Source organism: Micromonospora sp. CMU55-4 (assembly GCF_011602315.1).
In the GTDB taxonomy this organism is placed as follows: domain Bacteria; phylum Actinomycetota; class Actinomycetes; order Mycobacteriales; family Micromonosporaceae; genus Micromonospora; species Micromonospora chalcea.
Genome location: NZ_JAAOLH010000016.1, coordinates 17,378 through 43,526, shown reverse-complemented (window position 1 = coordinate 43,526; position 26,149 = coordinate 17,378). Strand labels below are relative to the sequence as shown.

Below are 26,149 nucleotides of genomic sequence, written 5' to 3'. Positions count from 1 at the left end.
GACCGTAGTGGACGCGCCCCGGAGCGAAAAGGGCCGTCAGCCCTTCGTCGACTGGTCCAGCGAGTCCCGTACCGCCAGGGCGAGGGAGAGCGCCTCGGCCAGATCCACCGGCCGGACCACCCCGGCCGGCAGCGAGTCGGCCCGCCAGCCGGGCCCGGCGGCGAGCACCAGCAGCGGCCGGCGGGGGACGGTCAGCAGCGCGGTGAGCTGGCACGGGTCGGCGGTCGCGCGGGTGTGCGACCAGAGGACCACGGCCGCCGGCCCGGTCCGGTTGACCGCCTCAACCAGGGCGGGCAACGGCACCCGGGCGCCGAGCATGCGACAGCTCACACCGGCCTCCGCGAGCGCGGCGGCGAGCGCCTCCAGCGGCAACGAGTGCTGTTCCTCGTCGGCGCAGGAGAGCAGGATCCGGGGCGGTCCGCCGTTCGGGTGGGCCCGGATCACCGTGGCGAACGCCACCGAGACGCACCGGGACATCAGGTGTTCCACCTCGATCAGGCCGGCGGTGGCGGCGTGCCGTTCCCCGATGCCGGTGAGCACCGGCCGGAGCAGCCCCTCCCAGGTCGCCACCACCCCGTCGGCGGCGAGCGCCTCGGCGATGGTCCGCGCGATGGTCACCGAGTCCAGGCGCATCGCGGCACGGGCCAGCCCCCGTGCGGCGGGGCCGGCCCGGCCGACCGGGATGGTCGTGCCGCCGCCGTCGCGTACCGCCGAGGTCCGTGCCTTGAGCGCGAGCCGGTCCGGCGGCGGCACGGCCGGGGCCTGCCGGGCCCAGCGGGCCGCCTCGGCGGGCGCCACCCCCTCGGTGGTCAGCCGGCGCATGATCTCCAGGCGGGCGAGGTCGGCGGGCGTGTAGCGCCGGTGGTGGCCCGGCACGTGCTCGCTGGGACCGAGGCCGTACCGCTGGTGCCAGGTGCGCAGCGTGGTGACCGCCACACCCAACCGGCGTGCCACGGCCCCCGCGCTCAGCGCCTCATCGGCCACCCGACCGCTCCGGTGCCTCGGAGGCCGCGACGCCCGGCCGGGCCGGGCCCGCCGGATGCAGCAGCCGGTTGACCACGCCGCCCAGCCACGGGGCGTACGCGCGGGGGTCGGCGTCCAGGTCGGCCACCACTGCGCCGGGGTCGGCCCAGCGCAGCTCGGCCACCTCGTCCGGATCGGGCCGCGTCACCAGGTCGGCGGGTACGTCGGCGCGCAGCACGTGGTCGTACTCGAACTCGACGCGGCCGGTCGCCGGGTCCTCGGCGTAGTAGATGTAGACGCCCACCTCGGTGAGCTCGACCGGGCCGACGCCGAGTTCCTCGCCGAGCCGCCGGTTGGCGGCCTCGGTCAGCGACTGGCCCGGCAGCGGGTGCCCGCAGCAGGAGTTCGCCCAGCGCAGCGGGAACCGCGTCTTCACCGCGGCCCGCTGCTGCAGCAGCACCCGCCCCTGCGGGTCGACCAGGAGCACCGAGAAGGCCCGGTGCAGCCGGCCGGGTGGCTGGTGGGCGGTCGCCACGGTGGTCTCGCCGAGCACCTGCCCGTCGTCGCCGACCAGCTCGACCAGGTGTTCCTCCCGCTCGCTCATGCCGTCGCCCCGGTGATCCGGGCCGCCGCGAGCTTGCCGCTGATCAGCACCATCGGTACCCCCACGCCCGGCTGCGTGCCGGAGCCGACGAAGACCACGTTGTCCAGCTTCCGGTGCAGGTTGGAGGGGCGGAACGGCCCGGTCTGGAAGAGGCTGTGCGCGGCGGCGAACGGCGTGCCGGCGGCCATGCCCTGCGCCGCCCAGTCGGCCGGGGTGACGGCCCGCATCACCTCGATGCCGTCGCCGAAGCCGACGTATCCGCGTTCCTCCAGCGTGCCTACGAGCTGGTCGGCGTACCGCTGGGTGAGGTCGCCCGTCCAGTCGAACGGCGCCCGCTCCAGGTTCGGCACCGGCGCCAGCACGTAGTAGGTGTGCTTCCCGGCCGGCGCCACCGACGGGTCGGTGCGGCTCGGGTTCGTCACCAGCAGCGACGGGTCGGTCATCAGCTCGCCTCGGCGGATCACCTCGTCGAACGTCCCCTTCCAGGAGCGCCCGAAGTGGATGTTGTGGTGGGCGATCTTGCCATAGCCCTGCGTCGAACCGATGTGCAGCACCACGCAGGACGGCGAGTAGGTGAGCTTGCGTTGCCGGCTGGGCGGCAGCAGGTCCTCGTAGGCGACCGGCAGGTCGGGGTTGAGCACCACCGTGTCGGCGGGGACGAAGTCGCCGTCGGAGGTGATCACGCCGGTGGCGCGGCCGTTGGCGGTCTCCACCCGGGTCACCGTGGTGCCGTACCGGAACTGCACGCCGTGCTTCTCGGCCGCGCCGGCCATCCCGCGGGAGACCGCGTGGATGCCGCCGCGCGGGAAGCAGACACCGGCCACCGAGTCGAGGTACGCGATGACCGCGTAGATCGCCAGCGCGTCGTGCGGCGACAGGCCCGCGTACATGGCCTGGAAGGAGAAGATCCGCTGGGTACGCGGGTCGCGGAAGAACTGGTTGATCTTCGTCTGGAGCCGCCGGAAGGCGCCGTTGGCGAACAACTTCAGCAGGTTGCCGGTGAGCAGGTCGGTCGGCGCGTCGAGGTTGCGCTCGATGAAGTCGGCCCGTTCCCACTGCCACAGGTTGCGGGCGTAGTCGACGAAACGCAGGTAGCCGTCCGCCTCCCGGGGACCGCAGACACGCGCGATCTCGGCCGCCATCCGGGTGGTGTCGGTGATGACGTCGAGCGTCGACCCGTCCGGGTAGTAGGCGCGGTACGCCGGGTCGAGCGGGCTCAGGTCGAGCCAGTCGGTCAGCTCCTCGCCGACCGCGCCGAGCGCCTCGGCGATCAGGTCGGGCATGGTGAGGACGGTCGGGCCGGTGTCGAACTCGTACCCGTCGACGCTGAGCCGCCCGGCGCGCCCGCCGGGCACCGGCTCGCGCTCCAGCACCGTCACCTGCCGGCCGCTGCCGGCCAGGTGCAGCGCGCACGCCAGCCCACCCAGCCCGGCGCCGACCACCACCACCCGGTCGGTCCGTCCCTTGACGGTACGCATTCCGGCCCCCTTGCTCGCGAAGTTGCTCATCATGCCCGCCGTGCGGTGGCGGCGGTGGCGAGACCCGTCAGCGCGGTGCGCGCGGTCTCGTCGATCGGTGCGGTGCCGAGCGCGGCGAGCGCCTCGGTGACCCGGTCGGCGATCATCCGTTCCACCCGGGCGGTGGCGCCGGTGTCGCGGACCACGTCGGCCAGCCGGTCCACGTCGCGTGCCGTGGTGACCGAGCCGGCCCGGTCCAGCGCCCGGCGCTGCGCCGGGTCGGCGAGCTGCCGGGCCAGCATCAGCAGCGCGGTCGGCTTGCCGGTACGTAGGTCGTCCCCGGCCGGCTTGCCGGTGGTCTCCGGGTCGCCGTAGACGCCGAGCAGGTCGTCGCGGAGCTGGAACGCCTCGCCGACGGCCAGCCCGTACCGGGTGTACGCGGCGATGAGCGGGTCGTCCGGGTCGGTGCCGGCCAGGCAGGCGCCGAAGAGCAGCGGCCGCTGGACGGTGTAGCTGGCGGTCTTGTACCGGGCCACCCGTAGCGCCCGGTCGACCGTCCAGTTCCCCGCGTCGTTCTCGCCGAGCACGTCCAGGAACTGCCCGGCGACCGTCTCCACCCGCATCTGGTCGTAGCAGCGGCGCACGTCGAGCAGCCGCTCGGCGGGGACCGCCGCGTGGCCCATGAGCCGGTCGGCCCACACCATGCAGAGGTCGCCGATGAGGACGGCGACCGCTTCGCCGTACCGGTCGGGGTCGCCCGCGTGCCCGGCGGCGCGGTGCCGGGCGGCGGCGGCCCGGTGCGCGGTCGGCAGCCCGCGCCGGGTGTCGGAAGCGTCCATCACGTCGTCGTGCACGAGCGCGAACGTGTGCAGCAGTTCGAGGGCGGACAGGGCCGGGAGCACCGAACACATCGGTTCCTCCCCGCCGACAGCGCCCCGCCATCCCCAGTACGCGAACGTGGGCCGGACCCGTTTGCCGCCGGCCAGCACGCAGTCGCGCGCGGTTGCGGCGAATGCACCCATCGCTGCGTCGATCTCGGTCAGCGAATCGACTTCTGCGGCCAGGAACGCCACCAGCGTCTCATCGACCCCTTTGATCAGGTCTTTCGTGAACGCGGCCAGTACGCCGCGGACCGGATCGTCCGTCGCCCCGGCCTGAGCCGGCGCGACGCGGAGCGCATTACCCGCAACTGCGTCGTTGGCCATGTGGGCGAGCGTACCCTAGGGTTACGAGTTGCGTCGATTCCTGCGTCGAAACTGAGGAGGGCCGATGGACGTGGATCTGGCCGCCGCCTATGACCGCTGCCGCGAGCTGCACCGGCGTCACGGCCGTACCTACTATCTCGCCACCCGGCTGCTCCCCGCCTGGAAACGGCGACATGTGCACGCCTTGTACGGATTCACCCGCTACGCGGACGAGATCGTCGACCGCACCGAGGACCTGCCGCCCGCCGAGCGCGCGGCCCGGCTGCGCGAGTGGTCGGATCGATTCGTGGCCGGGCTGCACGGCGCGTCGGTCGACGACCCGCTGCTCCCCGCCGTGCTGCACACCATCGCCGTGTTCGACCTGGACCGCGACGACTTCGCGTCGTTCCTGCGCAGCATGGCGATGGACCTGACGGTGATGTCGTACCCGACCTACGACGACCTGCTCGACTACATGGAGGGCTCGGCCGCCGTCATCGGCACCATGATGCTGCCGATCCTGGGCAGCTCCGACCCGGCCGCCGCCCGGGAGCCCGCCCGCCAGCTCGGCTTCGCCTTCCAGCTCACCAACTTCATCCGGGACGTCGCCGAGGACCTCGACCGGGGCCGGACCTACCTGCCCGACGAGGATCTGGCCAAGTTCGACGTCACCCGCGCCGACCTCGTCGCGGCCAAGGCCGCCGGTCGCACCACGCCGCGCATCCGCGAGCTGATCGAGTACGAGGTGACCCGCGCGCAGGCCCACTACCTCGCCGCCGCGCCGGGCATCCCGCTGCTCAACCCCGCCTCGCAGGCGTGCATGCGCACCGCGTACGCGCTCTACGGCGGCATCCTGGACGAGGTCGCCGCGCAGGACTACGACGTCTTCGTCCGCCGGGCCCTGGTGCCGCAGCGGCGCCGGATGGCGGTGGCCGCGCGGGCGCTGCTCACCCCGCCCGGCACGCCGGTTCAGGTGCCCGGCCCGGCGCTGGAACCGGCCCTGGCCGGATGACCGGCCGGACGGCGGTCGTGCTGTTCACCCGCGACCTGCGGGTGCACGACCACCCGGCGCTGGCGGCCGCCTGTTCCGCGTTCGAGCGGGTGGTGCCGCTCTACGTGCTCGACCCGGAGTTGCAGCAGCTCTCGCCGAACCGCACCCGCTTCCTGCACCAGAGCCTGGCCGACCTGCGCGAGGCGCTGCGCAAGCGCGGCGGCGACCTGGTGATCAGGCGCGGCGACCCGGTGGCCGAGACGGTGAAGCTGGCCCGGAAGGTGGGCGCCGAGGGCGTCGGGCTCTCCGCCGACGTCAGCCACTACGCCCGCCGCCGGGAACGCCGCCTGCGCGCCGAGTGCGACCGGCACCGCATGTTCCTGCGGTTGTTCCCCGGCCTGACGATCGTCGAGCCGGGCGCGCTGCGCCCGAGCGGCGGCGACCACTACCGCGTGTTCAGCCCCTACTTCCGCGCCTGGCAGGGCGTGCGCCTGCGGGACGAACTGGCCGCGCCGAAGCGGGTCCGGCTGCCCGACGGCGTCGACCCGGGCCGCCTGCCCGACCCGCCGAAGGGCGACAGCCCGGCCGCCGCCGTGGGCGGGGAGAACGCCGCCCGCCGCCGGCTCACCGCCTGGCTGCCCACCCTTCATCGGTACGACGACATCCACGACGACATGGCCGGCGACGAGACCTCCCGGCTCAGCCCGTACCTGCGCTTCGGCTGCGTCTCCCCGCTGGCGGTGGCGACCCGGGCCGGCGACCGCGACGGCCCGTTCGTCCGGCAGCTCTGCTGGCGCGACTTCTACCACCAGGTCGTCGCCGGATTCCCGGACCTGTCCACGGCCGCCTACCGGCGGGGCGCCCGGGAGGACTGGCGGTACGACGAGCACGCGCTCGACGCCTGGACCGAGGGACGGACCGGCATGCCGATCGTGGACGCCGGCATGCGTCAGATGCGCGCCGAGGGCTGGATGCACAACCGGGCCCGCCTGATCACCGCCGGCTACCTGACCAAGCACCTCGGGCTGGACTGGCGGCCCGGCCTGGAAGTCTTCTTCCGGTGGTTGCTCGACGGCGACCGGGTCAACAACTCCGGCAACTGGCAGTGGGTGGCCGGCACCGGCAACGACACCCGGCCGTACCGCGGCTTCAACCCGGTACGGCAGGCCGAGCGCTACGACCCCGACGGCGCGTACGTGCGGCGGTGGGTGCCGGAGCTGGAATCGGTGGCGGGCAAGGCGGTGCACCAGCCGTGGCGGCTGCCCGACGCTGTGCGTCGCACGCTCGACTACCCGCCGCCGCTGGAGGTGCCCGGCGCCGACCCGGTCTGGCTCCGCTGACGCCCTCGCCCCTCGCCGCCCGCCGCCCGCGCACGAGCGCGAACGTCACACGAGCCCAACGTCGCTGACGCACAGCCCGAGCGGGCCGCAGCACGGCGCCCACGATTACTGCGGGTGACTGCACCTCCAGCCCGCGCCATCCACCTCCGCCGACTTTGCTCTGCAGCCATATCCGCACCCGTTGCGGAACGTGACCGGTGCGGGCCTCTCGCGGATTTCGGACCTAGCGGAAATCCGCTGCTCAACTCGGTGCTGCGCCAATGGGTGCAGAGCAAAGTCGGAAAAGGGGAAGCCAGGCGCGACTGCCGGCCGAATGCGCTGCGTGACGGCGCGCCGGAATTACAGAACGTGACTGACCGTCAGAGGCAGGAGTGCAGCGCCTCGACCAGCTCCTCCACCCGATCGTGGTCGGCCAGCCGGGCGGTCGCGTACGCGAAGGTGTAGCCCCGCTCCGGGTCGGCCCAGGCGCTGCTGCCGCCGATCCCGCCCATGCCCCAGCTACCGTCCGGCTCCCACTGCATGCCGAGCGTCCAGTCCACCGGCCGGTCCAGCAGCAGGTCCGGCCCGGAATACTGCACCCGCGTCGCCTCGGCGACCAGCTCCGGGCTGAACAGGCGTACCCCGTCCAGGGCGCCGCCGGCGAGCAGGCCCGCGTACAGCCGGGCGAGCCCGGCGGCGGTGGCGTGCAGGTTCACCGCCGGGATCTCGGCGGCCCGCCAGAGGTCGCTGTTCACCATCGCGACGTCGCGCCCGCCGGGCGGGTTGTCCAGCGCCCGCGCCCGCAACGAACCCGGCTCGCCGCGCATCGCGTCCGGCCAGGCCGGATCGGCGTACGACAGGTCGGCGCACCGCCGCCGGTCGGCCTCACCCAGCCCGAAGGCCAGGTCCAGGCGCCACGGACCGGCGATCTCCTCGGCCAGGAACCGGCCCACCGGCAGCCCGTCCACCCGGCGGACCAACTCGCCCACCAGGTGCCCGTACGTCCAGGCGTGCTCGCCCGCGACGGCGCCCGGGTCCCACTCCGGCTCGGCCGCCGCCAGGTCGGCGCAGAGCAGGCCCCAGTCGGCGATGGCCGCGGCGGGCCGGGGCACCGGGAAGGCGGGCAGCCCGGCGGTGTGGGCGAGGACCTGCCGGACGGTCGCCGGGGTGCGGAACTCCGGCCAGTACGCCGACACCGGCGCGTCCAGATCGACCCGGCCCCGGTCGACGAGCAGCAGTAGACAGAGCGCCACCACCGGCTTGCCGGTCGAGTAGACGTCCACGAGCGTGTCCGGACGCCACGCGCGGTCCGCCCCTGCCATCGGCACGACCGCACTGGGCGGGACCGCCGCCCCCGTGCCGCCCATCAGCTCGATCACCGGTACGCCGTCGTGCCACACCGCCAGCGACGCGCCGGTCTCCCGGCCGGTGACGAACAGGTCGTGGAAGCAGTCCCGGACCGGGTTGAAGCGCGTGTGCATGCGGCCACGGTAGGCGGTCGCGTTCGTGACGAGCGCGGGAATTCGGGGCCGGTACGGTGGCCGGTGTCCCGAAGGTACGGAATGCTTGCGGAATGGCGGAGCCGGAACAGGTTGACGTAGTAGTGGTCGGGCTCGGCGTCGGCGGCGAGGAGGTGGCCGGACGGCTCGCCGAGGCCGGCCTCACAGTGGTCGGCATCGAACGGGACCTGGTCGGCGGCGAGTGCCCCTACTGGGGGTGCGTGCCGAGCAAGATGATGATCCGGGCGGCGAACGCGCTGGCCGAGGCGCACCGGGTCAACGAGCTGGCCGGGTCCGCCCAGGTGCAGCCGGACTGGGCGCCGGTGGCGAAGCGGATCCGCGCCGAGGCCACCGACACCTGGGACGACAAGGTGGCGGTGGACCGCTTCACCGGCAAGGGCGGCCGGTTCGTCCGGGGCAGCGGACGGCTCGACGGCCCGAACCGGGTACGCGTCGGCGACCAGGTGTTCCAGGCCCGGTACGGCGTGGTCCTCGGCACCGGCACCCGGCCCTCGGTCCCGCCGATCGACGGGCTGGCCGACACGCCGTACTGGACGAATCACCAGGCCATCGAGGTGGAGGAGTTGCCCGCGTCGCTGCTGGTGCTCGGCGGCGGCGCGATCGGGCTGGAACTCGCGCAGGTCTTCGCCCGGTTCGGCGTGCGGGTGACGGTGATCGAAGCGGCCGACCGGGTGCTCGCCGTCGAGGAGCCGGAGGCGTCAGCGCTCGCCGCCGACGCGCTGCGCGCCGACGGGGTGGAGATCCACACCGGGGTCAAGGCCGGCCGGGTCGGCCACGACGGCGGCGCGTTCACCGTGTACGCCGACGGCGCCGAGTTCACCGGCGAGAAGCTGCTCGTGGTGACCGGCCGCAAGGCGCACCTGGAGGAGTTGGGCCTGGACACGGTCGGGGTGGACGCCGGGCAGCGCTACCTGCCGGTGAACGACCGGATGCACGTCACCGACGGGATCTGGGCGGTCGGTGACCTCACCGGCGAGGGCGCGTTCACCCACATCGCCATGTACCAGGCCGGCATCGTGGTGGCCGACGTCCTCGACCACATGCGGCGTACCAAGGGCGGCCCGGACGCCAGCGGCACCGCGAGCGTGGTCGGCGGCGCGGCCGGTGTGGTCAGCTCGGTCGGCGGCGCGATGAGCGCGGGCGGGTCGAGCGTCGCGCCGGGCAGCGTCCCGGTCGCCGACTACCGGGCGCTGCCCCGGGTCACGTTCACCGACCCCGAGGTCGGCGCGGTCGGCCTCACCGAGCAGCAGGCCCGCGAGCGCGGCGTCAACGTCCAGGTCGGATACGCCGATCTCACCTCGTCGGCCCGGGGCTGGATCCACAAGACCGGCAACGCCGGGTTCATCAAGCTGGTCGCCGACGCCGACCAGGGCGTGCTCATCGGGGCCACCTCGGCCGGACCGGCCGGCGGCGAGGTGCTCTCCGCGCTCGTCGTGGCGGTGCACGCGGCGGTGCCGATCAGCCAGCTCCGGCACATGATCTACGCGTACCCCACGTTCCACAGGGCCATCGAGGACGCGTTGCGCGCCCTGAAGTGACGCCTCAGCCGGCCGGCGCACCGTGCCGGCCGGCCCCGGCGGCGAACCGGCCGGCGCCGCGTACCCCGTCCACCGCCAGCGACTCCATGCCGTAGGCCAGCTCGGTGGCCATCGCCTCCGGCTCCGGCTGCCCCGCGCCGTCCAGCACCGCCGCCCGGTCGTTGCGCAGGCACGTCTGCGGATGCCCGGCGATCGCGGCGGCCAGTTCCTCGGCCGCCGCGCGGGCCCCACCCGGCGCGACCAGCCGGTTGACCAGACCCATCGCGTACGCCTCGTCGGCGCCGACCGGGCGTCCGGTGAGGATCAGGTCCATCGCCCGGCTCTCGCCGATCAGCCGGGGCAGCCGGACCGTCCCGCCGTCGATCAGCGGTACGCCCCACCGGCGGCAGAACACGCCGAGCGTCGCGTCCGACTCGGCGATACGCAGGTCGCACCAGAGCGCCAGCTCCAGCCCGCCCGCCACCGCGTACCCGGAGATCGCCGCGATCACCGGCTTGGACAGCCGCATCCGGGTGGGGCCCATCGGTCCGTCCCCCTCGGGCTCGACGCGGTTGCCGCGCGGCGTGCCGACGGCCTTCAGATCGGCGCCGGAGCAGAACGTGCCGCCCGCGCCCCAGAGCACCGCGACCGCCGCGTCCGGGTCGGCGTCGAACGCGCGGAACGCGTCGGCCAGCGCTCGTGCGGTCGGCCCGTCCACGGCGTTACGGGCCTCGGGCCGGTCCAGGATCACAGTGGTCACGGCACCGGCGTGCTCGACGCGTACCCCCATGGGCTCAGCATGCCCGCGACGGCGCTGCCGTGGCTACGCCCTATTTGATCGAGCCGGATCGGGTCAGCCAGCGCATCGGCTGGCCGGTGACGGCGCCGACCTGGTCGAAGTCCCGGTCGTAGTGCAGCAGCGAGAGGCCGTGGTACTCGGCGGTGGCGGCGATGAGCAGGTCGACCGCGCCCGCCGAGCGGTGCGTGCCCCGCGCGGTCAGCTCGCCCTGGATCTCGGCGGCGCGTTCGTAGATCCGGTCCGGCATGACCACCCAGCCGAAGGCGGCCCGGAGCTGCTCCGTCAGGCGCGTCCGGTCGGCGACCGACCGGGCGGTGTAGAGGAATTCCAGCTCGACCAGCGGGCACACGGCGAGCAGACCCGCTGTCACCTGCTGTTCCCAGCGCGCCAGCACGTCGGGATCACGCAGGAGCCGGACGAGGGCGCTGGTGTCGATCAGGTAGTCGGCCAGCTTCACGAGCGGTAGGCACCCTTGTCGAGCAGTTCGTCGAAGTCACCGGCCTGCCCGCGTTCGGCCAGCTCCGCCAGTGCCCGGGCGCGGCGCAGTCTCGCCGCGCCCTCGCGGAGAGCGACGTTCACCGTGTCCTTCTTGGTCTTCGTGCCGAACGCCTCGGCGGCATCCGCCAGCGCCTCGTCGTCGACGTCCACCAGGATCTTGGTCATCGCGGCTCCCTATATACGACCAGCCGCCCGAGTATATCCAGCGCGGAGGCTGTGCGAGGGAATTCCGGGGCGTCCGGTTTGGGGGCTCTCCTGCCGGGAAGTCGGAACGGGTGCGCGAACTACTGACGAAGATCGAACAGGCCACCGGTCTCGACCGGGTGGGTGACCGGTTGCAGCGCGCCGTCCAGGGCACGTTGCGTTCCCAGCGGGTACGCGACGCGCTGCACGGCGTGTGGCTCGGCCATCCGCTGCACCCCGCGATGGTGCAGGTGCCGGTCGGCGCCTGGATCTCCGCCGCCGTGGTGGACCTGCTGCCCGGCCAGCGCCGGGCCGCCACCGCGCTGGTGGGTCTCGGTACGGTCAGCGCGCTGCCCGCAGCGGTCGCCGGGCTCAACGACTGGGCCACGCTCTCCCGCGACCAGCGCCGGATCGGCCTGGTGCACGCCGCCGCCAACACGGTCGGCCTGGCGCTGTACGCCGGCTCGCTGGCGGCCCGCCTCAACGGGCGGCACGGCCTCGGCCGGGCGCTGTCCTACCTCGGTCTGTCCGCCGCCAGCGGTGGCGCGTACCTGGGTGGGCACCTCGCGTACAAGCAGGGCGCCCAGGCCAGCCAGAGCGTCTCCGAGCTGCACCTGATCAGCGACGGCTGGCACCGGGTCGGCGATCTGGGCAGCCTGCCCCGGCACGAGCTGGTCACCAAGAAGATCGACGACGTCTCGGTGATCCTCTACCGGGACGGCGACGACGTCACGGTCATGCTGGAGCGCTGCCCGCACCAGAGCGGCCCGCTCGGCGAGGGCACTGTGGAGCAGATCGACGGCCACGCCTGCGTGGTCTGCCCCTGGCACGGCAGCGCGTTCCGGCTCAACGGCGGCGAGGTGGTGCACGGCCCGGCCGCGAACGACCAGATCGTGCTCCCCACCCGCGTGGTGTCCGGCCGGGTCGAGGCCCGGCTGCCCTGACTCAGTCCCGCCGGTGCCGCCCGCTGGAACCCGCGCGGGCGGGCACCGGCCGCTTGCGCAACCCCAGCAGCGCGCCGATCTGCGCGCCCACGATGCTCGCGACCGCCAGCACCGCCGAGATGGCGAGCGGACGGTTGATGCCCTCCTCGGCGGTGGGCCGGGACGCGCCCGCCGACATGGCCGGCGGCTGACCGACCGGCGCCTCCACTGTGGGCGTCGCATCCCGCGGGGTGGGCTTCGGCTTCGCCTGCGGCGCGCTCGACGACGCGCCGCCGCCACCCGGCTTGACCGGTGCGGTCTGGGCCGGCTTGGTGACCACCAGCCGTCCGGTGGCGTGCCGCCGGGCGCCGGAGTCCGTCGCGCCGTCCGGCAGCGTGATGAGCTGGCCGGGGCGGATCCGGTCCGGGTCGGCGAGCCGGTTCAGCCGGGCCAGCTCCTTGTACCTGTCGAAGTCGTCCAGGTAGCGGTCGGCCACCTCGCCCAGGTAGTCGCCCTTCGCCACCCGGTACACGGCCGGGTCGTCCGCCTTCGACGCGACCGGGGCCGGCGGCGCGACCCGGCTCGGCGCGGTGACGGCAGAAGCGGCGACCGCCGGCTGCGGGGCGGTCAGCGCGGCGGCGCTCGCCGCGGCCGGGCTCGCGGCCAGGATCAGCGCGACCGAACCGACGAGCGCGGCTGCGGCCTTCTGCTGGCGGTGCATGCCGGGCAGCTTCGGCGCCGGCCGGCGTACCGCAGCCGCGAGCAACTCCACCACGACGGAGAACGCGAACGTGGCCCAGCCGAACCAGCCCACCACCGCCAGCGCGCGCAGGAACAGTTGACCGTCGTCGCGGCTGGTCAACGTCGTACCGATCTCGGCGAACGTGGGCAGGTGATCCGGCAGCGGGTTGCCGGCGAACGCCAGCAGCGCGACCGGCCCGCCGGCCAGCACGCCGACGAGCACGACGAGGGCGCCGAGGCCGGTGAGAACCTGGCCGGCGCGGCGGACGGGGGAGCGTCGGGGTGCGCCCATGGCGGCCTTCCCTTCCTACGGTGGGCCGGTGAGCGCCCGAGCGGTGGCCTCACCGGTGACGGTGGCGGTGTTCTGCACGCCGAACAGACTCAGCAGGTCCCGGCTGTAGGTGATCTGCACGCTCACCCGGATCTGGGTCTCGGCGCCGACCACGGGGAAGTCGACCTCGTGGTCCTGGACGTCGCCCGCTGCGCCGAGGTAGGCGGCGACAGCGGCGCGGGCGGCGACCTGGTCGATCTGCTTCGGGCCGCCCTCGATGGCCCGCGCGCGGTCGATCATCTGGCCGCCGGCGCGGGCCGCCTCGGCGGCCAGGTTGTCCGCGCGCTGGAGCGTGCGTAGTTGGCCGGCGCCGTCGTAGGCGAGGCTGATGATCGCCAGCACGCCGGTCATCGCCACGGCCAGGAAGAGACTCACCCGGCCGCTCTCCGCCGCGCGCCGCCCGGTCATCCGCGACTCCGGTAGGTGTCCAGCGGCGAGGTGAACCTCGCCGAGACGGTCTTGCCGCCCGGCACGCCGGGCAGGCCGGGCGCGCTCAGGTCGTCGAAGGAGACGGTGCAGGTCACAGTGACCGTCACGGTCGCCGGCACGCCTGCGGCGCTTGCGTACGCGGCGGCGAAGCTCGTCGTCGTACCGGCCACCGAGCCCGCGAGGTCGAGCTGGGGTGGGCCGGAGCAGTTCAGCCCCGCCCAGCCGAGCTGGTTCCGGGCCGCCTCCTCGGCGGCCTCCGCGCCGTCGTCGGCGTTGCGGGCCAGCGAGGCGGCCCGGGCGGCGTCGTGCGCGGCCGACTCCACCGCTTCGTCCGCGATCGCGGTCCGCCCGGCGACCCCGGCCAGCACCATCAGTCCGATGAAGGCGGGCGCGAGCACCGCCACCTCGATCGAGACGGAACCCCGGTCCCGCCGCGGCCCGGCGCTCATCCGGTGGTCCAGCGTTCGGCCGGGCCGTGCGCGGTCTGCGTGACCGCGAACGAGACACCCGGGATGACCGACAGGGAGCGCCCCTGCACCGTGCAGGTGACGGCGGTGGCGCTCTCGACGCACGTCGGGCCGGTCTGCTCCCAGTCGACCAGCCAGTCCCCGGACTGCTGCAGGAAGCTGATCGCCCGCTCCCGGCCGGCGTCCGGCCCGGCGTCGATCGTGCGCTGGGCGTTCACCGCGGTCTGCGCGGCGTTGAGTGCCGTGGACCGGGCCACGAACCAGACGGCGACCTGGATCGAGCCGAACAGCATCACCAGGATCACCGGCATCACCACGGCCAGCTCGACCGGATTGGCGCCCCGCTCGCCCTCGGCCAGACGGGCGCGCAGAGCAGCGGCGATCCGCCCCGGACCGGGCGGACCGGCGGGCCGGCCGGCGGGCGCCGGCCGGCTCCGGACCGTACGGGCGGGGCGGGGCATCACGGGGCCTGCGGCGCCGTGTTGTTCGGGATGGCGTTCATCCAGTTGTTCGCCTTGGCCAGGGCCAGCCCGGTGACCGCCATGGCCACCGCGACCAGGCCGAAGATGATCACCGCGGTCGGCACCGGGCTGTCGCCGCGCTCGGAGTCCCGGCGCAGCTCGGCGAGGCGGGTGCTCACCGCCACGTACAGGTAGGCGTAGAGGTGCATGGTCGTCTCCTTCTCGATGGGGTTCACAGACGGGCGAGGAACGGATAGACGGCGAAGCCGAGCAGGACGAACACCAGCAGCGAGCCGGGGATGTCCAACTTGCTGGTGACCCCCTCGGCCCGGGCCAGGTTGTCGGTACGGATCTGGTCGCGCAGCGAGTCGGCACGGGACCGCAACGTCTCGTGCACCTGGGCGCCCTCGCTGCCGGAGGAGCGCATGATCGCGCCCACGTCGCCCAGCTCCGGGATGCCGATCCGGTCGGCCAGCTCCTGCAACTCGTCCCAGGGCGAGTGCATCTGGAGCTGGGCGAGCCGCAGCGCCTCCCGGATCCGGTCGAAGACCCAGCCGTCGCAGACCGCCGCCGCGCGTTCCAGCGACTGCACCGGGCCGTGCGCGGCGGACAGCTGCAGCGCCACCAGGTCGAGGTAGGTGCAGACCGCCTGCCGGAACTCGTCCCGGGCGGCGTCGGCCTTGGCGAGGACCGAGCGGTGCGCGAGCAGTCCGGCGCCGAGCGCCAGACCCAGGCTGGCCACCACCGGCACGGCCAGCGGCAGCGCCACCCCGCCGACGAAGAGCACCGCCGAGGCGACCGCCGGGGTGGCGAACCCGACGAGCGCGGAGAGCAGCACCGACAGCGCGTACTGCTCGGGGGTGCGGTCGAGCAGCGCGAGTTGCCGGTGCGGCGGGCGCAGCCAGCGGGCGAACCCGCCGAGCCAGTCCGGTCCGGCGCCGGCGGCCGGGGCCTGGCCGGGCGGCTGGTGCAGCCGGCGCAGCGCCGGGCCGAGCGCCGGGGTGGCCGGCAGCGCCTCGCGTACCACCAGGAACAGCCCGAGCCCGACCGCGCACCCGCCGAGGACCGCGATCGCCATCTGCCAGTTGAGGATCACCGTGGCCGCCTTTCGTTCGCGACTGCGGGGCTCGCAAGCTCACTCCTCGCGCTCACGCGATCGCCTCCTCCGGATCGGGCGCCGGGAGGAAGCGCGCGGGCCGGGGCGGCTGGCTCATCGAGCGCACCCAGACCAGCAGGCCGACGAACGCCGCGCCGAGCACCGCCATCACGAGCTGACCGGTGAGCGTCCCGTAGGGACGGATGTAGTCGCTGTTCACCAGCCCGTACGCCAGGGTCGCCAGCGTCATGCCGGTGAGGAAGCGGACCGCGAACCGGGGCTGGGTGCGTTTGGCCTCGACCTCGCGCCGCGTCGCCACCTCGGCCGAGGCGGCGGTGGCGATCGAGCCGAGCACGTCGCCGAGGCGCTCACCCCGGTCGGTGAGGTGCAGGATCAGCGCGGCCACCACCTGGTCGGCGACCGGGTCGGCGATCTCGTCGGCGAAGGCGAGCAGCGCGGAGCGGGCCAGCCAGCCGGCCTGGAGGCGGGCGGCGAGCGTGCGTACCTCCTCCTGGATCTCCTCCGGCGCGGTGGCGATGGTGCCGATGATCGCCTGCTGGAGCCCCTGGCCGGTGGCCGAGATGTCCTTGAGCCGGCGGGTCCACTCGCCTACGGCTTCGACCCGGGCGATGGCCCGCTGCTCGGCCCGGCCCACCGCGAACAGCCACGGCACGCCCGGCACCGCGAGCGCCACCAGCAGGCCGACCACCGGCAGCCCGGTGAGCAGGAACGCCGCCGCCCCGGCGACCACCGCGGCGCCGAGCAGGAGCTGGTAGCGGCGCTGGTCGGCGCGGCTCGCGCCGGAACCGGTCCAGAGCCGGCTCAGGCCGGGCCCGGCGCCCGGGGCCGGGCCCGGTGGGCGGCGGGTGCCGACGAGCGCGACCACCGCCAGCACCAGCCCGGCCACGCAGGCCGCGCCGGAGACCAGGGCGATCAGTTCGATCTGCGTCACGCCGGGCCTCCGTTCGGCCGTGCCCCGAGGCGGGTGTGCCGGGGCCGCCGCCACGCGCCCACGCCGGCCTCGACGAACCGGGTGAGCAGCCGGGCGTCGTAGCCGACGCGCAGCAACTGCTCGCGGATGCGTTCGGGCAGGTGGCGGGGGACCGCGCGGCCGTCCGGCCCGGGGCCGAAGACGGTCGTGGTGGTGATCCGGTTGCCTTCGCCGACGCCGATGACCTCCTCGACGTGCGAGACGAAGCGGTGCTTGCGCCCGCCGATCGCGGTCTCGTCCTCGACCGTCACGTAGACGATCAGGTCGAGCGCGTTGCCGGCCATCCGGCGGGCCTGGTCGACTGTCATCTCCCGGCCGTGCGACAGCGCCAGCTCGATGATGCGTTCGCTCACCCCCGAGGGGGTACGCGCGTGGATGGTGCACATCGACCCGCGGCTGGTGGTCATCGCCTGGAGCATCGGCACGATCTCCCGGGACCGCACCTCGCCGACGATGATCCGCAGCACGCCCATCCGCAGCGACACCGGGATCAGGTCGGCGATGCTGACCTCACCCGCCGGCCGTCCGTCCGCGCCGCGCTCGCCGTGCCCCTCCCGGGACTCGAAGCTCATCACCGCACGGTGCTTGTGCCCACGCCGGGCCGGCAGCAGTTCCCGGCTCTCCTCCAGCAGCACGTACGGCTCGTCGGCCGGGATCTCGTCCATCAGCGCCCGGATGACAGTGGTCTTCCCGGCCCCGGCGAGCCCGGCGACCATGATGTTCAGCCCGGCCCGCATGGACGCGCGCAGGAAGTCGCGCAGCAGCGGGTCGATCATCTCGTCCAGGTCGGGCCGGCCGCCCGCGATGTCCTCCAGGCTCACCGCGAGCGTGTTGTGCTTGCGGATCACCGCGTACGGGCGGTGGCTGACCAGGAACACGGCGGCCAGGCGGCTGCCGTCGGGCAGTTGCAGGTCGAGCGTGGGCTTCGAGGTGGACAGCGACCGTTCGGTGGCACCCGCCCGGCGGGCCGCCGCCTGGAGGATCTCCACCAGCTCGTCGTCGGTCTCGGCGATCGGCTCGGCCCAGTCGACGCCGCCGCCGTGCCGGGTGATGCGTACCTGGTCGCAGCCGAGGATGTGCACCTCCTCGATGCTGTCGTCGACGAGCAGCGTCTGGAGCCGGCCCAGCCCGACGAGTTCGGCTGTCACCTGGTCGAGCAGCAGCCGTTCCTCGTCCGCCGCCATCGGCGTGCCGGACCGGCGTACCGAGTCGGCGTACGCGGAGACCACGGTGACCGCCAGCCGGGCGCGCTCGACCTCCTCGGCGTCGGCGTCGAACTCGCGGCCGCGCTGCCAGTGGGTGAGCCGTTCGCTCAGTTCCCGGCGCAGCTCGCGGACCACAGCGAAGTCGATCCGGGGGCGCGGCGGTGGCGGGGGCGCGGCGGGGAGCGGGCCGGGCACGTGGTGCCGCCCGTTCGGCGGCGCCAGCGGCGGAACCGTGGAGACGACACCGGGCTGCTGCCCGCGCGGGTCGTGGGAGACCGGCTCAAACCGCACCGGACACCCCCGGCACGCTCGGGGCGGTCACCGCGCGCGGTGTGGTCGCGCCCGGCCAGGCGAGCCGGGCCCGCCGCCGGTCCAGCAGCGCCCGGACCGGCACCTCCAGGGCGCCGGCCGCGCGCATCAGCGGCCGGTTCGCGCGTACGGTGCCGCCGTGTGCGAGCACCTCGGCGGTACGCGGGTCGTGCGGCAGGCGGGCGATCACCGGCAGCCGCAGCGCCTTGCTGATCTCGCTGGTGCCGTGCCCGTCCCCGACCACGAGCAGCCGCAGCGTGCCCGGCGGTACGCGGTGCTCGGTGAGGTCCCGTTCGATCGCCCGGGCGGTGGCCCGGGTGGCGGAGAGGTCGGGCAGGGTCGCCCGGGTGACCAGCAGCACCACGGTGGCGGCCCGCAGCAGCGGCCACGGTGGACCGCCGACGGCGAGCCGGCCACAGTCGACGAGCACGTCGTACGGCGGTTCGCCGCGCTCCAGCCCGGTGAAGTAGTCGGCGAAGCGCTGCCACAGCGGGATCACGCTGCCGGCCTGGGCCGGGTCCACCACGCCGGGCAGCAGCAGCCGCTCGCGCCGGGGCGCGTCCAGGTCGACCAGCTGGGACCAGAACGTGTGCTCCAGGCTGCCGTCGCGCAGCTCGCCCACCGCCAGCTCACCGATGCCGCGCGGGCCGTCCAGGGCCCCGCCGAGGTAGCCGGCGAGGATCGAGCCGCCCGCCGGGTCGCACTCGGCCAGCACGAGCCGCCGGTGCCAGCTCAGCGCGGCGGCGAGCGCCGCGGTGGTGACGCCCGGCGATCCCTTCGCCGAGACCAGGGCGATGATCGCCATCAGGCCGCCTCGGTGAGCACGAGCGCGATCCGGTCGGCGGCGGCGAGCGCCACGACCGCCGGCACGTCCCGCACGGTCAGCGCCAGGTAGACCACCACGTCGCCGTTCTGCGGTGTGGCGGTGTCGATCACGGTGCCCTCGAACCGGGTTCCGCCGGCACGGGACGCGTCGGAGCCGTTCGTGGCGCTGCTCGGTGTGCTGACCAGCAGCACCTTGTCGCCGGGGTTCAGCTTGCGGGCCGGCACCTGCTCGGGTTCCAGCCCGAGAGCGATCTGCTGCTGGCCGGCGCCGAGCAGCGGGGCCTCGGTGAGCTGCGCCTCGGTGAGCAGCGTGCCCGGGGTGAGCCGGACGGCCGCCCGCAGTCCCAGCACCTCGTCCATCCGGTCGGCCGGCACCGGCTGGAGTTCCCGCCCGCCGGAGACGCGCACCGGCACCAGGTCGTCGGCTGTGAGTTGCCGGCCCACGTCGACCGGCCGGGCCACGGCCAGGTACGTGCCGGTGGAGCGCACCGAGGTGACCGCGAACGCCGCGCCGAGCCCGCCGAGGGCGATCAGCAGGATCGCCAGGCCGAGCAGGCCGGGCCGGACACGTCGCTGCCGGACCACCTTCGGCGGCGCGACCGGCGCCTCCATCGGGGTTCCGTTGCGGGCTGCCACCACACTCATCGGGTCACCACCTGAAGCTCGTTGATCTGTACCGGGATGACGCCGCTGGACCGGCTCTGGGCGATCACGCCGCTCTCCCCGCCGCCGGACCACTCGACGGTCCAGAACGTGGTGGCGCTGACCTGGTAGGTGTCGGCCTTCGGATAGCCGGCGTCGAGACCGCAGTCGGGCGAGGTCAAGCCGGCCCGTGGCCCGTCGGCCCGGTACGGCGTGCCCGGTCCGTGGCAGGTGACGTCGATGTCGTCGGACATGTGCCAGACGATCCGGTCCACCTTCGCCGTGATCCTCACGGTCAGCCCGCGGTCGGAGGCGGAGGCGCTCAGCGGCCCGAAGTACGCCTCGCCCGGGCTGGCCCACATCCAGACCGGCAGCCCGACCAGGCCGGGTCCCTGACTGCGCCGGGGCGCGACCGAGGCCCGGGGCGGGAGCAGCGAGATCGAGGCCAGCGCGCGCCGGGCCAGCTCCTCCGGGTCCGGCGGGGCGCCGTAGCCGGGCGGCGGGGCGTCCAGGAGCTCCTGGCGCATGCTGCCCGTGTCGCCGCCGTTGCAGGTGAGCTGGTACCACTGCTTGCCGGGGGGCGCCTCGTCCTGCGGCTCGGCGAGCTTGTAGTAGCAGCCGTCGGCGTTGTTGAACCAGCCGAGCGTCTCGTTGTAGCAGGGGATGACGCGGCCGTTCCACTGGCACTTCGGCGCGCCGCCGCCGTTGCCGCCGCCGCCGTTGTCCCCGCCGCCCGGCCCGCCCGGGCCGCCCGGGGTGCCGGGGTCGTCGTCCCACACGTCGCAGTCGGTCTGTTCCGGCGGGCACGAGCCACCGGGGTCGGCGGCACGCGCGGGCGCGCCGGTGAGCGTCAGCAGCGCGGCGAGGCCGGCGGCGAGCAGCACCCGGCGGAGCGTCCCGGCCCGGGGCGGGCGGGCCGGGACACCCCTTCCTCCCCAGGTCAGCACGGCTGGTCCTGATGTGCGGCGCCGCCGTTGATCAGCCACCGGCCGTCCGGGAAGCGGGCCGCTGTGGCGGTGGCGAGGTAGCGCCCGCCGCGGGTGCCCGGCACGGCCTTGCGGTCCTTGGCGTAGACGAGCCGGTAGCCGCTCGCGTCCAGGCAGTCCTGGATCTCGACGGTGGGTGGGCGGGCGGTCAAGTCGACCGAGACCACTGTGGGGTCGGAGACCAGTTTCCCGGTACGCATCGCGCCGTGCTCCTTCGCGTCGAGAATTGCCATTCGCACCCGGGTCAGCAGCGGATCAGCCAGAAAACGGGCCAGAGCGGGATGGGACGGATCGCTTCGGGCGCTCGCCGCCCGGGACGCGTCGAGATAGCCGGAATACGCGGCAAGCGCCGCCTTTTCGGCTTCCTTCTCCGCCTCGGCGGAATGGGTGGCGGGGGCGGCGGCGCGGCCGGTGAGCGGTCGGTTGGCCGCCTCCGGCTCGGTGCCGCAGCCGGCCGCGCCGACCGCCAGCGCGAGGCTGAGCAGGTAGATTTCCCATCGGCGGGATTGCCGTGTGCGCAACGCCGATCCCTCCTCGGTGCCGGCCCGGGGCGATCACGCCGACCCGCTCCGGGCATGCGGAAGCGCACCCGGAACTGTCGCTCCGGGCCCCCGTCGCCGCCACTCGTATTGACCTGTACTGATAGCTGCGGGTTCTGTGCCCTGACTCCTCCGACGCCAATTGATCGGGGGTTGCGTCGTACCCAAGGGGCGAGCATAAGCTCACGTCCGCCGATGCAACAGAGGCAATTCACGTGAACACGGTGAGTGAAGACGGGAGGTGGTGGCCGGTGTGTGTCGTCACGATGACGAGCGGGCTTCCGGTGGGCTCCGGGCCGGCGGGCGTGTGCTCACCCGTACCCGCCGTGGCGGTGGCGACGAGCCGCCGGTATGGGTGGGGAGCGGGCCGCTCGTCCGATCCGTCCCGCCGGTTCGATAGGGCTCACATCGCGGTCGGTCCCGGCCGGTCGCGCGTCGCGCCGCACGCCGCTGCGGGCTCCCTCGTCACATCAGCGCGAACGAGAAATCACTCTGCGTGCTCCACCATGGAACATGCGGCGACCGGACGGGGGAGCCGGCGTGACCACTGAACGGGTACGGCGTACCGGACCGGTGGCCGAGGTCCGCCGTCCGGTCGTCCGGCTGCTGGCGGCCCTCGCGGTCGTACCACTGCTCCGGCTGGCGGTGGCGCGTTACGCCGTACCCCCGGATTGTCCGGACCGGACGGCGTGCGACGGCTGCGCCGCCCCGATCGGGCTGGACCGGCCACTGCCGGCGCTCGGCCCCGCGGCCCGGTGCCCGGCCTGCCGGGGCCGGGTCGGCGCGGCCCCGGCCGTGGTCGAGGTGGCGCTGCTCGTTGCGGTCGCCGTGCCGGTGCTTGCCGGCGGCGTGCCCGCCGCGCGCCTGGCGCTCGCCTGGTGGCTGCTCTGGGCGGTGCCGATGACGGTCGTGGACGCGATGGCGCACCGGCTGCCCGACCGGCTCACCTGGCCGGCTGCGGCCGGCGCGTGGGCGCTGCTCGGGGTGGCCGCGCTGACCGGCACGGGCGCGGACCCGTGGATCCGCGCCACAGCCGCCGCTCTGGCGCTCGGCGGCGGCTTCGCCGCGACCACGCTGCTGCTCGGGCGGCGCGGTTTCGGCCTCGGCGACGCCAAGCTGGCGCTCGGCGCGGGCGCGCTGCTCGGCTGGTACGGCTGGCCGGTGCTGGTGGCCGGGCTGGTGCTCGCGCTCCTCCTCGCCGGGGCGACCGGGGTGGCACTGCTCGCCGCCCGGCGGGTCCGCTGGTCCGGGCACCTGCCGTTCGGGCCGTTCCTGGTGCTCGGCACCGCCGCCACGCTGGTGCTCGTCACCGTGTGATCGGCCACCCGCAGGTGCGGGCGGGGTCGCCACGGGTATCGGGGTCCCAGCCGCCTCCCAGCCGGGTCTGGTTCGGTGGCGGTCCAGGCTTCGGACTCGGGAGGGCACGTGTCGCACGGCGACGACGGTTGGCGGATCCGGCGTACCAGCGCGGACCTGGACCGGCTGGGCGAGACCGAGTCGGTCTTCGCGCTCGCCAACGGCTGGGTGGGCTGGCGCGGGACGCTCGACGAGGGCGAGCCGTGCGGCATGCCGGGCAGTTACCTCAACGGATTCCACGAGCAGCACGAGCTGAGCTACCCGGAGAGCGGATACGCCTTCCCGGAGCGCAGCGACACCGTGATCAGCGCGCCGAACGCCGCCCTGATCCGGCTCTGGGTGGGCGACGAGCCGCTGGACCTGGGCACCGGCACGATCCGGCGGCACCACCAGGAGCTGGACCTGCGCGCCGGGGTGGTCCGGCGGGAGACCGAATGGGTCTCGCCGGGTGGCCGGGGTGTCCGGATCCGCAGCACCCGCCTGGTCTCGCTGACCCGCCGTCCGGTCGCCGCCGTCGACTGGGCTGTCGAACCGCTGGACGAGCCGGTACGGCTGCGGATCGGCGCCGACCTGCTCGCCAACCAGCGTGTGCCGGAACGTGCCGACGACCCCCGGGCCGCCTCGGTGATCCACGACCCGCTCACCGGCGAGATCCGCCGCGACGACGGCTTGGACGGGGTGCTCGTGCACCGGACCGGGCGCAGCGGGCAGCGGGTCGCTGTCGGCGTCGCGCACCGGGTCGAGGCACCCGACGAGATCGCCACCGGCACCGAGCTGACCGCCGACCGGTTCCGGCTGGCGCTGTCCGGTCCGGTACGCCCCGGCGAGCGGATCCGGGTCACCCGGTTCGCCGCGTACGAGTGGGCGGAGGTCGACGGCACCCCGCCCGGTGAGCTGGCCGACCTGGTCGTCGCGGAGGCGGACGCGGCCCGGGCCGACGGGTTCGACGCCCTGCTCGCCGAGCAGCGCGCCGCGTTGGATGCCGCGTGGGCCACCGCCGACGTCGAGCTGGACGGTGACCCGGAGCTGCAGCTCGCGGTGCGGTTCTCGGTGTTCCACCTGCTCCAGTCGGGGCGCGCCGACGGGGCCCGGACCATCCCGGCGAAGGGGCTGACCGGCAACGGCTACGACGGGCACGTGCTCTGGGACACCGAGGGCTACGTGCTGCCGGTGCTGACGTACCTGGCGCCGGAGCTGGCCCGCTCGGCGCTGCGCTGGCGGCACGCCCACCTGCCCGAGGCCCGCGAGCGTGCGGCCGAGCTGCGTCTGACCGGCGCCACCTATCCGTGGCGGACGCTCAGCGGCCGGGAGTGCTCCGGCTACTGGCCGGCCGGCAGCGCGGGCCTGCACGTCAACGCGGACATCGCGGACGCGATCCTGCGGTACGTCGCGGCCATCGGCGACACCGGGTTCCTCGCCGAGTGCGGTGCCGAGGTGCTGATCGAGACCGCCCGGCTGTGGCACGGCTACGGCCACTTCGACGACGCCGGCGCGTTCCACCTGACCGGCGTCACCGGACCGGACGAGTACTCCGCGCTGGTCGACGACAACGTCTTCACGAACCTGATGGCCCGGCGCAACCTGCGCGGCGCCGCCGACGCCGCCGAGGACTGCCCCGAGATGGCCGCCCGGCTGGGTGTCGACGCCGCCGAGGTGGCCGGCTGGCGGGCCGCCGCCGACGCGATGTTCGTCCCGTACGACGGCAAGCGCGGCGTGCACGAGCAGTCGGCCGGGTTCACCGCGCAGCCGGAGTGGGACTTCGCCGGCACCGGCGAGGACGACTATCCGCTGCTGCTGCACTTCCCCTACCAGGAGCTGTACCGCAAGCAGGTGGTCAAGCAGGCCGATCTGGTGCTGGCCATGCTGCGCTGCCCGGGGGAGTTCACCGCCGAGGAGAAGACACGCAACGTCGCCTACTACGAGGCGCGGACCGTCCGGGACTCGTCGCTGTCGGCGTCCGCGCAGGCGATCCTCGCCGCCGAGGTCGGGCACCTCGACCTGGCGTACGACCTGTTCGCCGAGACGGCGTTGCAGGACCTCGCCGACCTGGGCGACAAGACCGCGGACGGGCTGCACCTGGCGTCCCTGGCCGGCGCCTGGCTGGTGGTGGCGCAGGGCTTCGGCGGGCTGCGCGACGACCGGGGCGTGCTCGCGTTCGAGCCGCGGCTACCGCGGCGGATCACCCGGCTGGTGTTCCACCTGCGCCGGCACGGGCACCGGCTGCGGGTCACGCTCACGCCGCGGGAGGCCCGCTACGAGCTGCCGGACGCCGGTCCGGGCGACGCGGTCGAGCTGTGGCACCACGGCGAACAGCTCCGCGTCACCGGCGACGGGCCGGTCACCCGGCCGATGCCGCCGGTGCCCGACCCCGGCCCGGAGCCGCAGGCCCCGCCCGGCCGCCGTCCGGAACGGCGCGCTCAGGAGGCGGCGGGCGGCGACGACTGAGCCGGCAGGCCGGACATCCGGGCGACGACCTCCTCCAGCGCCTCGAACGCGTACGCCCAGTTGTGGCACTTGAAGCTGCGCAACCCGGTGATCGGGGTGCGGCAGTCGGCACAGTGGACGCCCGGGATCGCGTCCGGCACCTCGGTGTTCACGTACTTGCGTTCGCCGAGGATCACCCGGGCGATCATCGTGCGGTCGTGCACGCCGTGCAGCGCGGACGCGACGATGTCGTACCAGGTCGGCCGCCGCCCGCACTTCGGGCAGTCCGGCTCGTCGCCGCTGACCCACAGCGGGGCGCCGATGCTGCGCGCCGGCATGTTCAGCAGCTTCTCCAGCCGGCGTACGTCCGCCTCCGGGGTGGTCCAGCGGTGCCGCCCGGGCAGCGACGCGGGCGAGTCGTAGACGGCGCGGAACACCGCCGGCTCGACCTCCACTGTCTCCCGTCCACCTGTCATCGGTACCTCCTCGCGACGGCGTGTCCCACCGTCGTACCAGGTGGACGGCGGGATCGGCCGGATCATCGACACGACGGGTCAGCGGTGTGTCGCGCAGAGTGCTAGACATCGAGGCGTGACGGAGGCTGAGAACCGACCCAATGTCGCCCGGATGTACGACTACTACCTGGGCGGCTGCCACAACTTCGCCGCCGACCGGGCCGCCGCCGAGGAGGTCCTGAGGATCTTCCCGGACACCGGCGTCGCCGCGCAGAGCAACCGCGCGTTCCTGCGCCGGGTCGTGCGCTGGGCCGCCGAGCAGGGGATTCGCCAGTTCCTCGACATCGGCGCCGGCCTGCCCACGCAGGGCAACGTGCACGAGGTGGTGCGCGCGATCCGCCCCGACGCCCGGGTGGTCTACGTCGACCACGACGAGGTGGCGGTCGCGTACGCCCGGCGGTTGCTGCCCACCGACGGCCGCACCGTGGTGCTCCGGGGTGACCTGCGGCGGCCCGGCGAGTTGCTGGCCGACCCGACGCTGCGGGCCACCATCGACCTGAGCGAGCCGGTGGCGGTGCTGCTGTTGGCGGTGCTGCACTTCGTGCCGGACGCCGACGACCCGTACGCGGCGGTGGCGACGCTGCGCGACGCCACAGTGCCGGGCAGCGTGCTCGCGCTGTCCCACCTCACGCTGGACGGCCTGCCGACGCTGCCCACCGAGCAGGGCACCGCGATCTACCGCCGCAGCAGCTCCCCGCTGGTGCCCCGCACCCGCGACGAGGTGGCCCGCTTCCTCGACGGGTACGAGTTCGTCGATCCGGGCCTGGTCAAGGTGGCGGACTGGCGGCCCGACGGCGAGCCGCAGGCCGCGGTGTCGCACGGCTACGGCGGGGTGGGCGTGCGCCGCTGAGGCGTGCTCAGTCGCCGTGCGACG

General features: G+C 74.3%; 28 protein-coding genes. 7 read left to right on the top strand and 21 right to left on the bottom strand.

What is annotated here, in order from left to right; genetic code table 11:
* Positions 1-36: 36 nt before the first annotated feature.
* The 4 genes from HA073_RS24245 to HA073_RS24230 are packed head-to-tail and all read right to left on the bottom strand — an operon-like array spanning position 37 to position 4,229.
* On the bottom strand, positions 37-984 hold the full coding sequence (locus HA073_RS24245) for a MerR family transcriptional regulator (RefSeq protein WP_064448346.1): 948 nt from the start codon (positions 982-984) through the stop codon (positions 37-39).
* Positions 974-1,567, bottom strand: coding sequence for an isopentenyl-diphosphate Delta-isomerase (gene idi / locus HA073_RS24240; RefSeq protein ID WP_043327521.1), 594 nt, complete (start codon positions 1,565-1,567; stop codon positions 974-976). The genes HA073_RS24245 and idi overlap by 11 nt, the downstream gene beginning before the upstream one ends.
* Positions 1,564-3,045, bottom strand: coding sequence for a phytoene desaturase family protein (gene crtI, locus HA073_RS24235; protein WP_181373707.1), 1,482 nt, complete (start codon positions 3,043-3,045; stop codon positions 1,564-1,566). Before crtI ends, idi begins: the two co-directional genes overlap by 4 nt.
* Positions 3,046-3,074: 29 nt before the next feature.
* A complete protein-coding gene (locus HA073_RS24230; RefSeq protein WP_069088148.1) occupies positions 3,075-4,229 on the bottom strand; it encodes a polyprenyl synthetase family protein in 1,155 nt (384 codons plus the stop codon).
* A gap of 64 nt (positions 4,230-4,293) precedes the next feature.
* Here HA073_RS24230 and HA073_RS24225 point away from each other — a divergent pair, with 64 nt between their 5' ends.
* Both HA073_RS24225 and HA073_RS24220 read left to right on the top strand, forming a co-directional pair.
* The gene (locus HA073_RS24225; protein ID WP_043327518.1) at positions 4,294-5,220 is read left to right on the top strand and encodes a phytoene/squalene synthase family protein; all 927 of its coding nucleotides are present in this window, start codon (positions 4,294-4,296) and stop codon (positions 5,218-5,220) included.
* Entirely contained in the window at positions 5,217-6,539 is a 1,323-nt protein-coding gene (locus HA073_RS24220) for a deoxyribodipyrimidine photo-lyase (protein ID WP_166457358.1), read from the top strand. The genes HA073_RS24225 and HA073_RS24220 overlap by 4 nt, the downstream gene beginning before the upstream one ends.
* A gap of 359 nt (positions 6,540-6,898) precedes the next feature.
* On the opposite strand, the gene HA073_RS24215 is transcribed toward HA073_RS24220, so the two are convergent.
* Positions 6,899-7,999 carry a serine hydrolase gene (locus tag HA073_RS24215; protein WP_166457357.1) on the bottom strand — a complete coding sequence of 367 codons (1,101 nt, stop codon included), beginning with the start codon at positions 7,997-7,999 and terminating at the stop codon, positions 6,899-6,901.
* Between the two features lie 92 nt (positions 8,000-8,091).
* On the opposite strand from HA073_RS24215, the gene HA073_RS24210 reads away from it, so the two are divergent.
* A complete protein-coding gene (locus HA073_RS24210; RefSeq protein WP_069088152.1) occupies positions 8,092-9,576 on the top strand; it encodes an NAD(P)/FAD-dependent oxidoreductase in 1,485 nt (494 codons plus the stop codon).
* A 4-nt stretch (positions 9,577-9,580) separates the two neighbouring features.
* Here HA073_RS24210 and HA073_RS24205 read toward each other — a convergent pair whose 3' ends face one another.
* Genes HA073_RS24205 through HA073_RS24195 form a run of 3 tightly spaced genes read right to left on the bottom strand, consistent with a single transcriptional unit; the run spans position 9,581 to position 11,017 of the window.
* On the bottom strand, positions 9,581-10,345 hold the full coding sequence (locus tag HA073_RS24205; RefSeq protein ID WP_043327515.1) for a crotonase/enoyl-CoA hydratase family protein: 765 nt from the start codon (positions 10,343-10,345) through the stop codon (positions 9,581-9,583).
* A gap of 40 nt (positions 10,346-10,385) precedes the next feature.
* Positions 10,386-10,811 carry a PIN domain nuclease gene (locus tag HA073_RS24200; protein WP_113972250.1) on the bottom strand — a complete coding sequence of 142 codons (426 nt, stop codon included), beginning with the start codon at positions 10,809-10,811 and terminating at the stop codon, positions 10,386-10,388.
* The gene (locus HA073_RS24195) at positions 10,808-11,017 is read right to left on the bottom strand and encodes a type II toxin-antitoxin system VapB family antitoxin (protein WP_030500628.1); all 210 of its coding nucleotides are present in this window, start codon (positions 11,015-11,017) and stop codon (positions 10,808-10,810) included. The genes HA073_RS24200 and HA073_RS24195 overlap by 4 nt, the downstream gene beginning before the upstream one ends.
* A 110-nt stretch (positions 11,018-11,127) precedes the next feature.
* Here HA073_RS24195 and HA073_RS24190 point away from each other — a divergent pair, with 110 nt between their 5' ends.
* Positions 11,128-11,979, top strand: coding sequence for a Rieske 2Fe-2S domain-containing protein (locus tag HA073_RS24190; RefSeq protein ID WP_030500629.1), 852 nt, complete (start codon positions 11,128-11,130; stop codon positions 11,977-11,979).
* 1 nt (position 11,980) lies between these two features.
* Here the strand turns inward: HA073_RS24190 and HA073_RS24185 are convergent, their stop codons facing one another.
* The 12 genes from HA073_RS24185 to HA073_RS24130 all read right to left on the bottom strand — a co-directional run bounded on the left by HA073_RS24185 (position 11,981) and on the right by HA073_RS24130 (position 20,962).
* Positions 11,981-12,991 carry a LysM peptidoglycan-binding domain-containing protein gene (locus HA073_RS24185; protein ID WP_064448357.1) on the bottom strand — a complete coding sequence of 337 codons (1,011 nt, stop codon included), beginning with the start codon at positions 12,989-12,991 and terminating at the stop codon, positions 11,981-11,983.
* A gap of 15 nt (positions 12,992-13,006) precedes the next feature.
* On the bottom strand, positions 13,007-13,438 hold the full coding sequence (locus HA073_RS24180) for a hypothetical protein (RefSeq protein ID WP_166457356.1): 432 nt from the start codon (positions 13,436-13,438) through the stop codon (positions 13,007-13,009).
* On the bottom strand, positions 13,435-13,908 hold the full coding sequence (locus HA073_RS24175) for a TadE/TadG family type IV pilus assembly protein (RefSeq protein WP_043327510.1): 474 nt from the start codon (positions 13,906-13,908) through the stop codon (positions 13,435-13,437). Before HA073_RS24175 ends, HA073_RS24180 begins: the two co-directional genes overlap by 4 nt.
* Entirely contained in the window at positions 13,905-14,387 is a 483-nt protein-coding gene (locus HA073_RS24170; RefSeq protein ID WP_166457355.1) for a TadE family protein, read from the bottom strand. The genes HA073_RS24175 and HA073_RS24170 overlap by 4 nt, the downstream gene beginning before the upstream one ends.
* The gene (locus HA073_RS24165; RefSeq protein WP_013283462.1) at positions 14,387-14,596 is read right to left on the bottom strand and encodes a hypothetical protein; all 210 of its coding nucleotides are present in this window, start codon (positions 14,594-14,596) and stop codon (positions 14,387-14,389) included. The genes HA073_RS24170 and HA073_RS24165 overlap by 1 nt, the downstream gene beginning before the upstream one ends.
* 23 nt (positions 14,597-14,619) lie before the next feature.
* Positions 14,620-15,465 carry a type II secretion system F family protein gene (locus HA073_RS24160; RefSeq protein WP_124779077.1) on the bottom strand — a complete coding sequence of 282 codons (846 nt, stop codon included), beginning with the start codon at positions 15,463-15,465 and terminating at the stop codon, positions 14,620-14,622.
* A gap of 70 nt (positions 15,466-15,535) precedes the next feature.
* Positions 15,536-16,489 (bottom strand): type II secretion system F family protein, encoded by a 954-nt coding sequence (locus HA073_RS24155; protein ID WP_369799315.1) that lies wholly within the window; start codon positions 16,487-16,489, stop codon positions 15,536-15,538.
* Positions 16,432-17,970, bottom strand: coding sequence for a CpaF family protein (locus HA073_RS24150; protein WP_030500636.1), 1,539 nt, complete (start codon positions 17,968-17,970; stop codon positions 16,432-16,434). Before HA073_RS24150 ends, HA073_RS24155 begins: the two co-directional genes overlap by 58 nt.
* A complete protein-coding gene (locus HA073_RS24145) occupies positions 17,960-18,793 on the bottom strand; it encodes a hypothetical protein (RefSeq protein ID WP_043327507.1) in 834 nt (277 codons plus the stop codon). Before HA073_RS24145 ends, HA073_RS24150 begins: the two co-directional genes overlap by 11 nt.
* The gene (locus HA073_RS24140) at positions 18,793-19,458 is read right to left on the bottom strand and encodes an SAF domain-containing protein (protein WP_113972246.1); all 666 of its coding nucleotides are present in this window, start codon (positions 19,456-19,458) and stop codon (positions 18,793-18,795) included. The genes HA073_RS24145 and HA073_RS24140 overlap by 1 nt, the downstream gene beginning before the upstream one ends.
* Positions 19,455-20,402, bottom strand: coding sequence for a hypothetical protein (locus HA073_RS24135; protein ID WP_113972245.1), 948 nt, complete (start codon positions 20,400-20,402; stop codon positions 19,455-19,457). Before HA073_RS24135 ends, HA073_RS24140 begins: the two co-directional genes overlap by 4 nt.
* Positions 20,396-20,962, bottom strand: coding sequence for a hypothetical protein (locus tag HA073_RS24130; protein ID WP_043327504.1), 567 nt, complete (start codon positions 20,960-20,962; stop codon positions 20,396-20,398). The genes HA073_RS24135 and HA073_RS24130 overlap by 7 nt, the downstream gene beginning before the upstream one ends.
* A gap of 531 nt (positions 20,963-21,493) precedes the next feature.
* On the opposite strand from HA073_RS24130, the gene HA073_RS24125 reads away from it, so the two are divergent.
* Together HA073_RS24125 and HA073_RS24120 are read left to right on the top strand one after the other, a co-directional pair.
* Positions 21,494-22,297 (top strand): prepilin peptidase, encoded by an 804-nt coding sequence (locus tag HA073_RS24125; protein WP_205798428.1) that lies wholly within the window; start codon positions 21,494-21,496, stop codon positions 22,295-22,297.
* A gap of 108 nt (positions 22,298-22,405) precedes the next feature.
* Positions 22,406-24,781, top strand: a complete 2,376-nt coding sequence (locus HA073_RS24120; protein ID WP_166457353.1) for a glycoside hydrolase family 65 protein — start codon at positions 22,406-22,408, stop codon at positions 24,779-24,781.
* On the opposite strand, the gene HA073_RS24115 is transcribed toward HA073_RS24120, so the two are convergent.
* Positions 24,754-25,236, bottom strand: a complete 483-nt coding sequence (locus HA073_RS24115; RefSeq protein WP_043330744.1) for a hypothetical protein — start codon at positions 25,234-25,236, stop codon at positions 24,754-24,756. The genes HA073_RS24120 and HA073_RS24115 overlap by 28 nt on opposite strands.
* Before the next feature lie 115 nt (positions 25,237-25,351).
* Here HA073_RS24115 and HA073_RS24110 point away from each other — a divergent pair, with 115 nt between their 5' ends.
* On the top strand, positions 25,352-26,125 hold the full coding sequence (locus tag HA073_RS24110; protein ID WP_043327501.1) for an SAM-dependent methyltransferase: 774 nt from the start codon (positions 25,352-25,354) through the stop codon (positions 26,123-26,125).
* Positions 26,126-26,149: the final 24 nt, after the last annotated feature.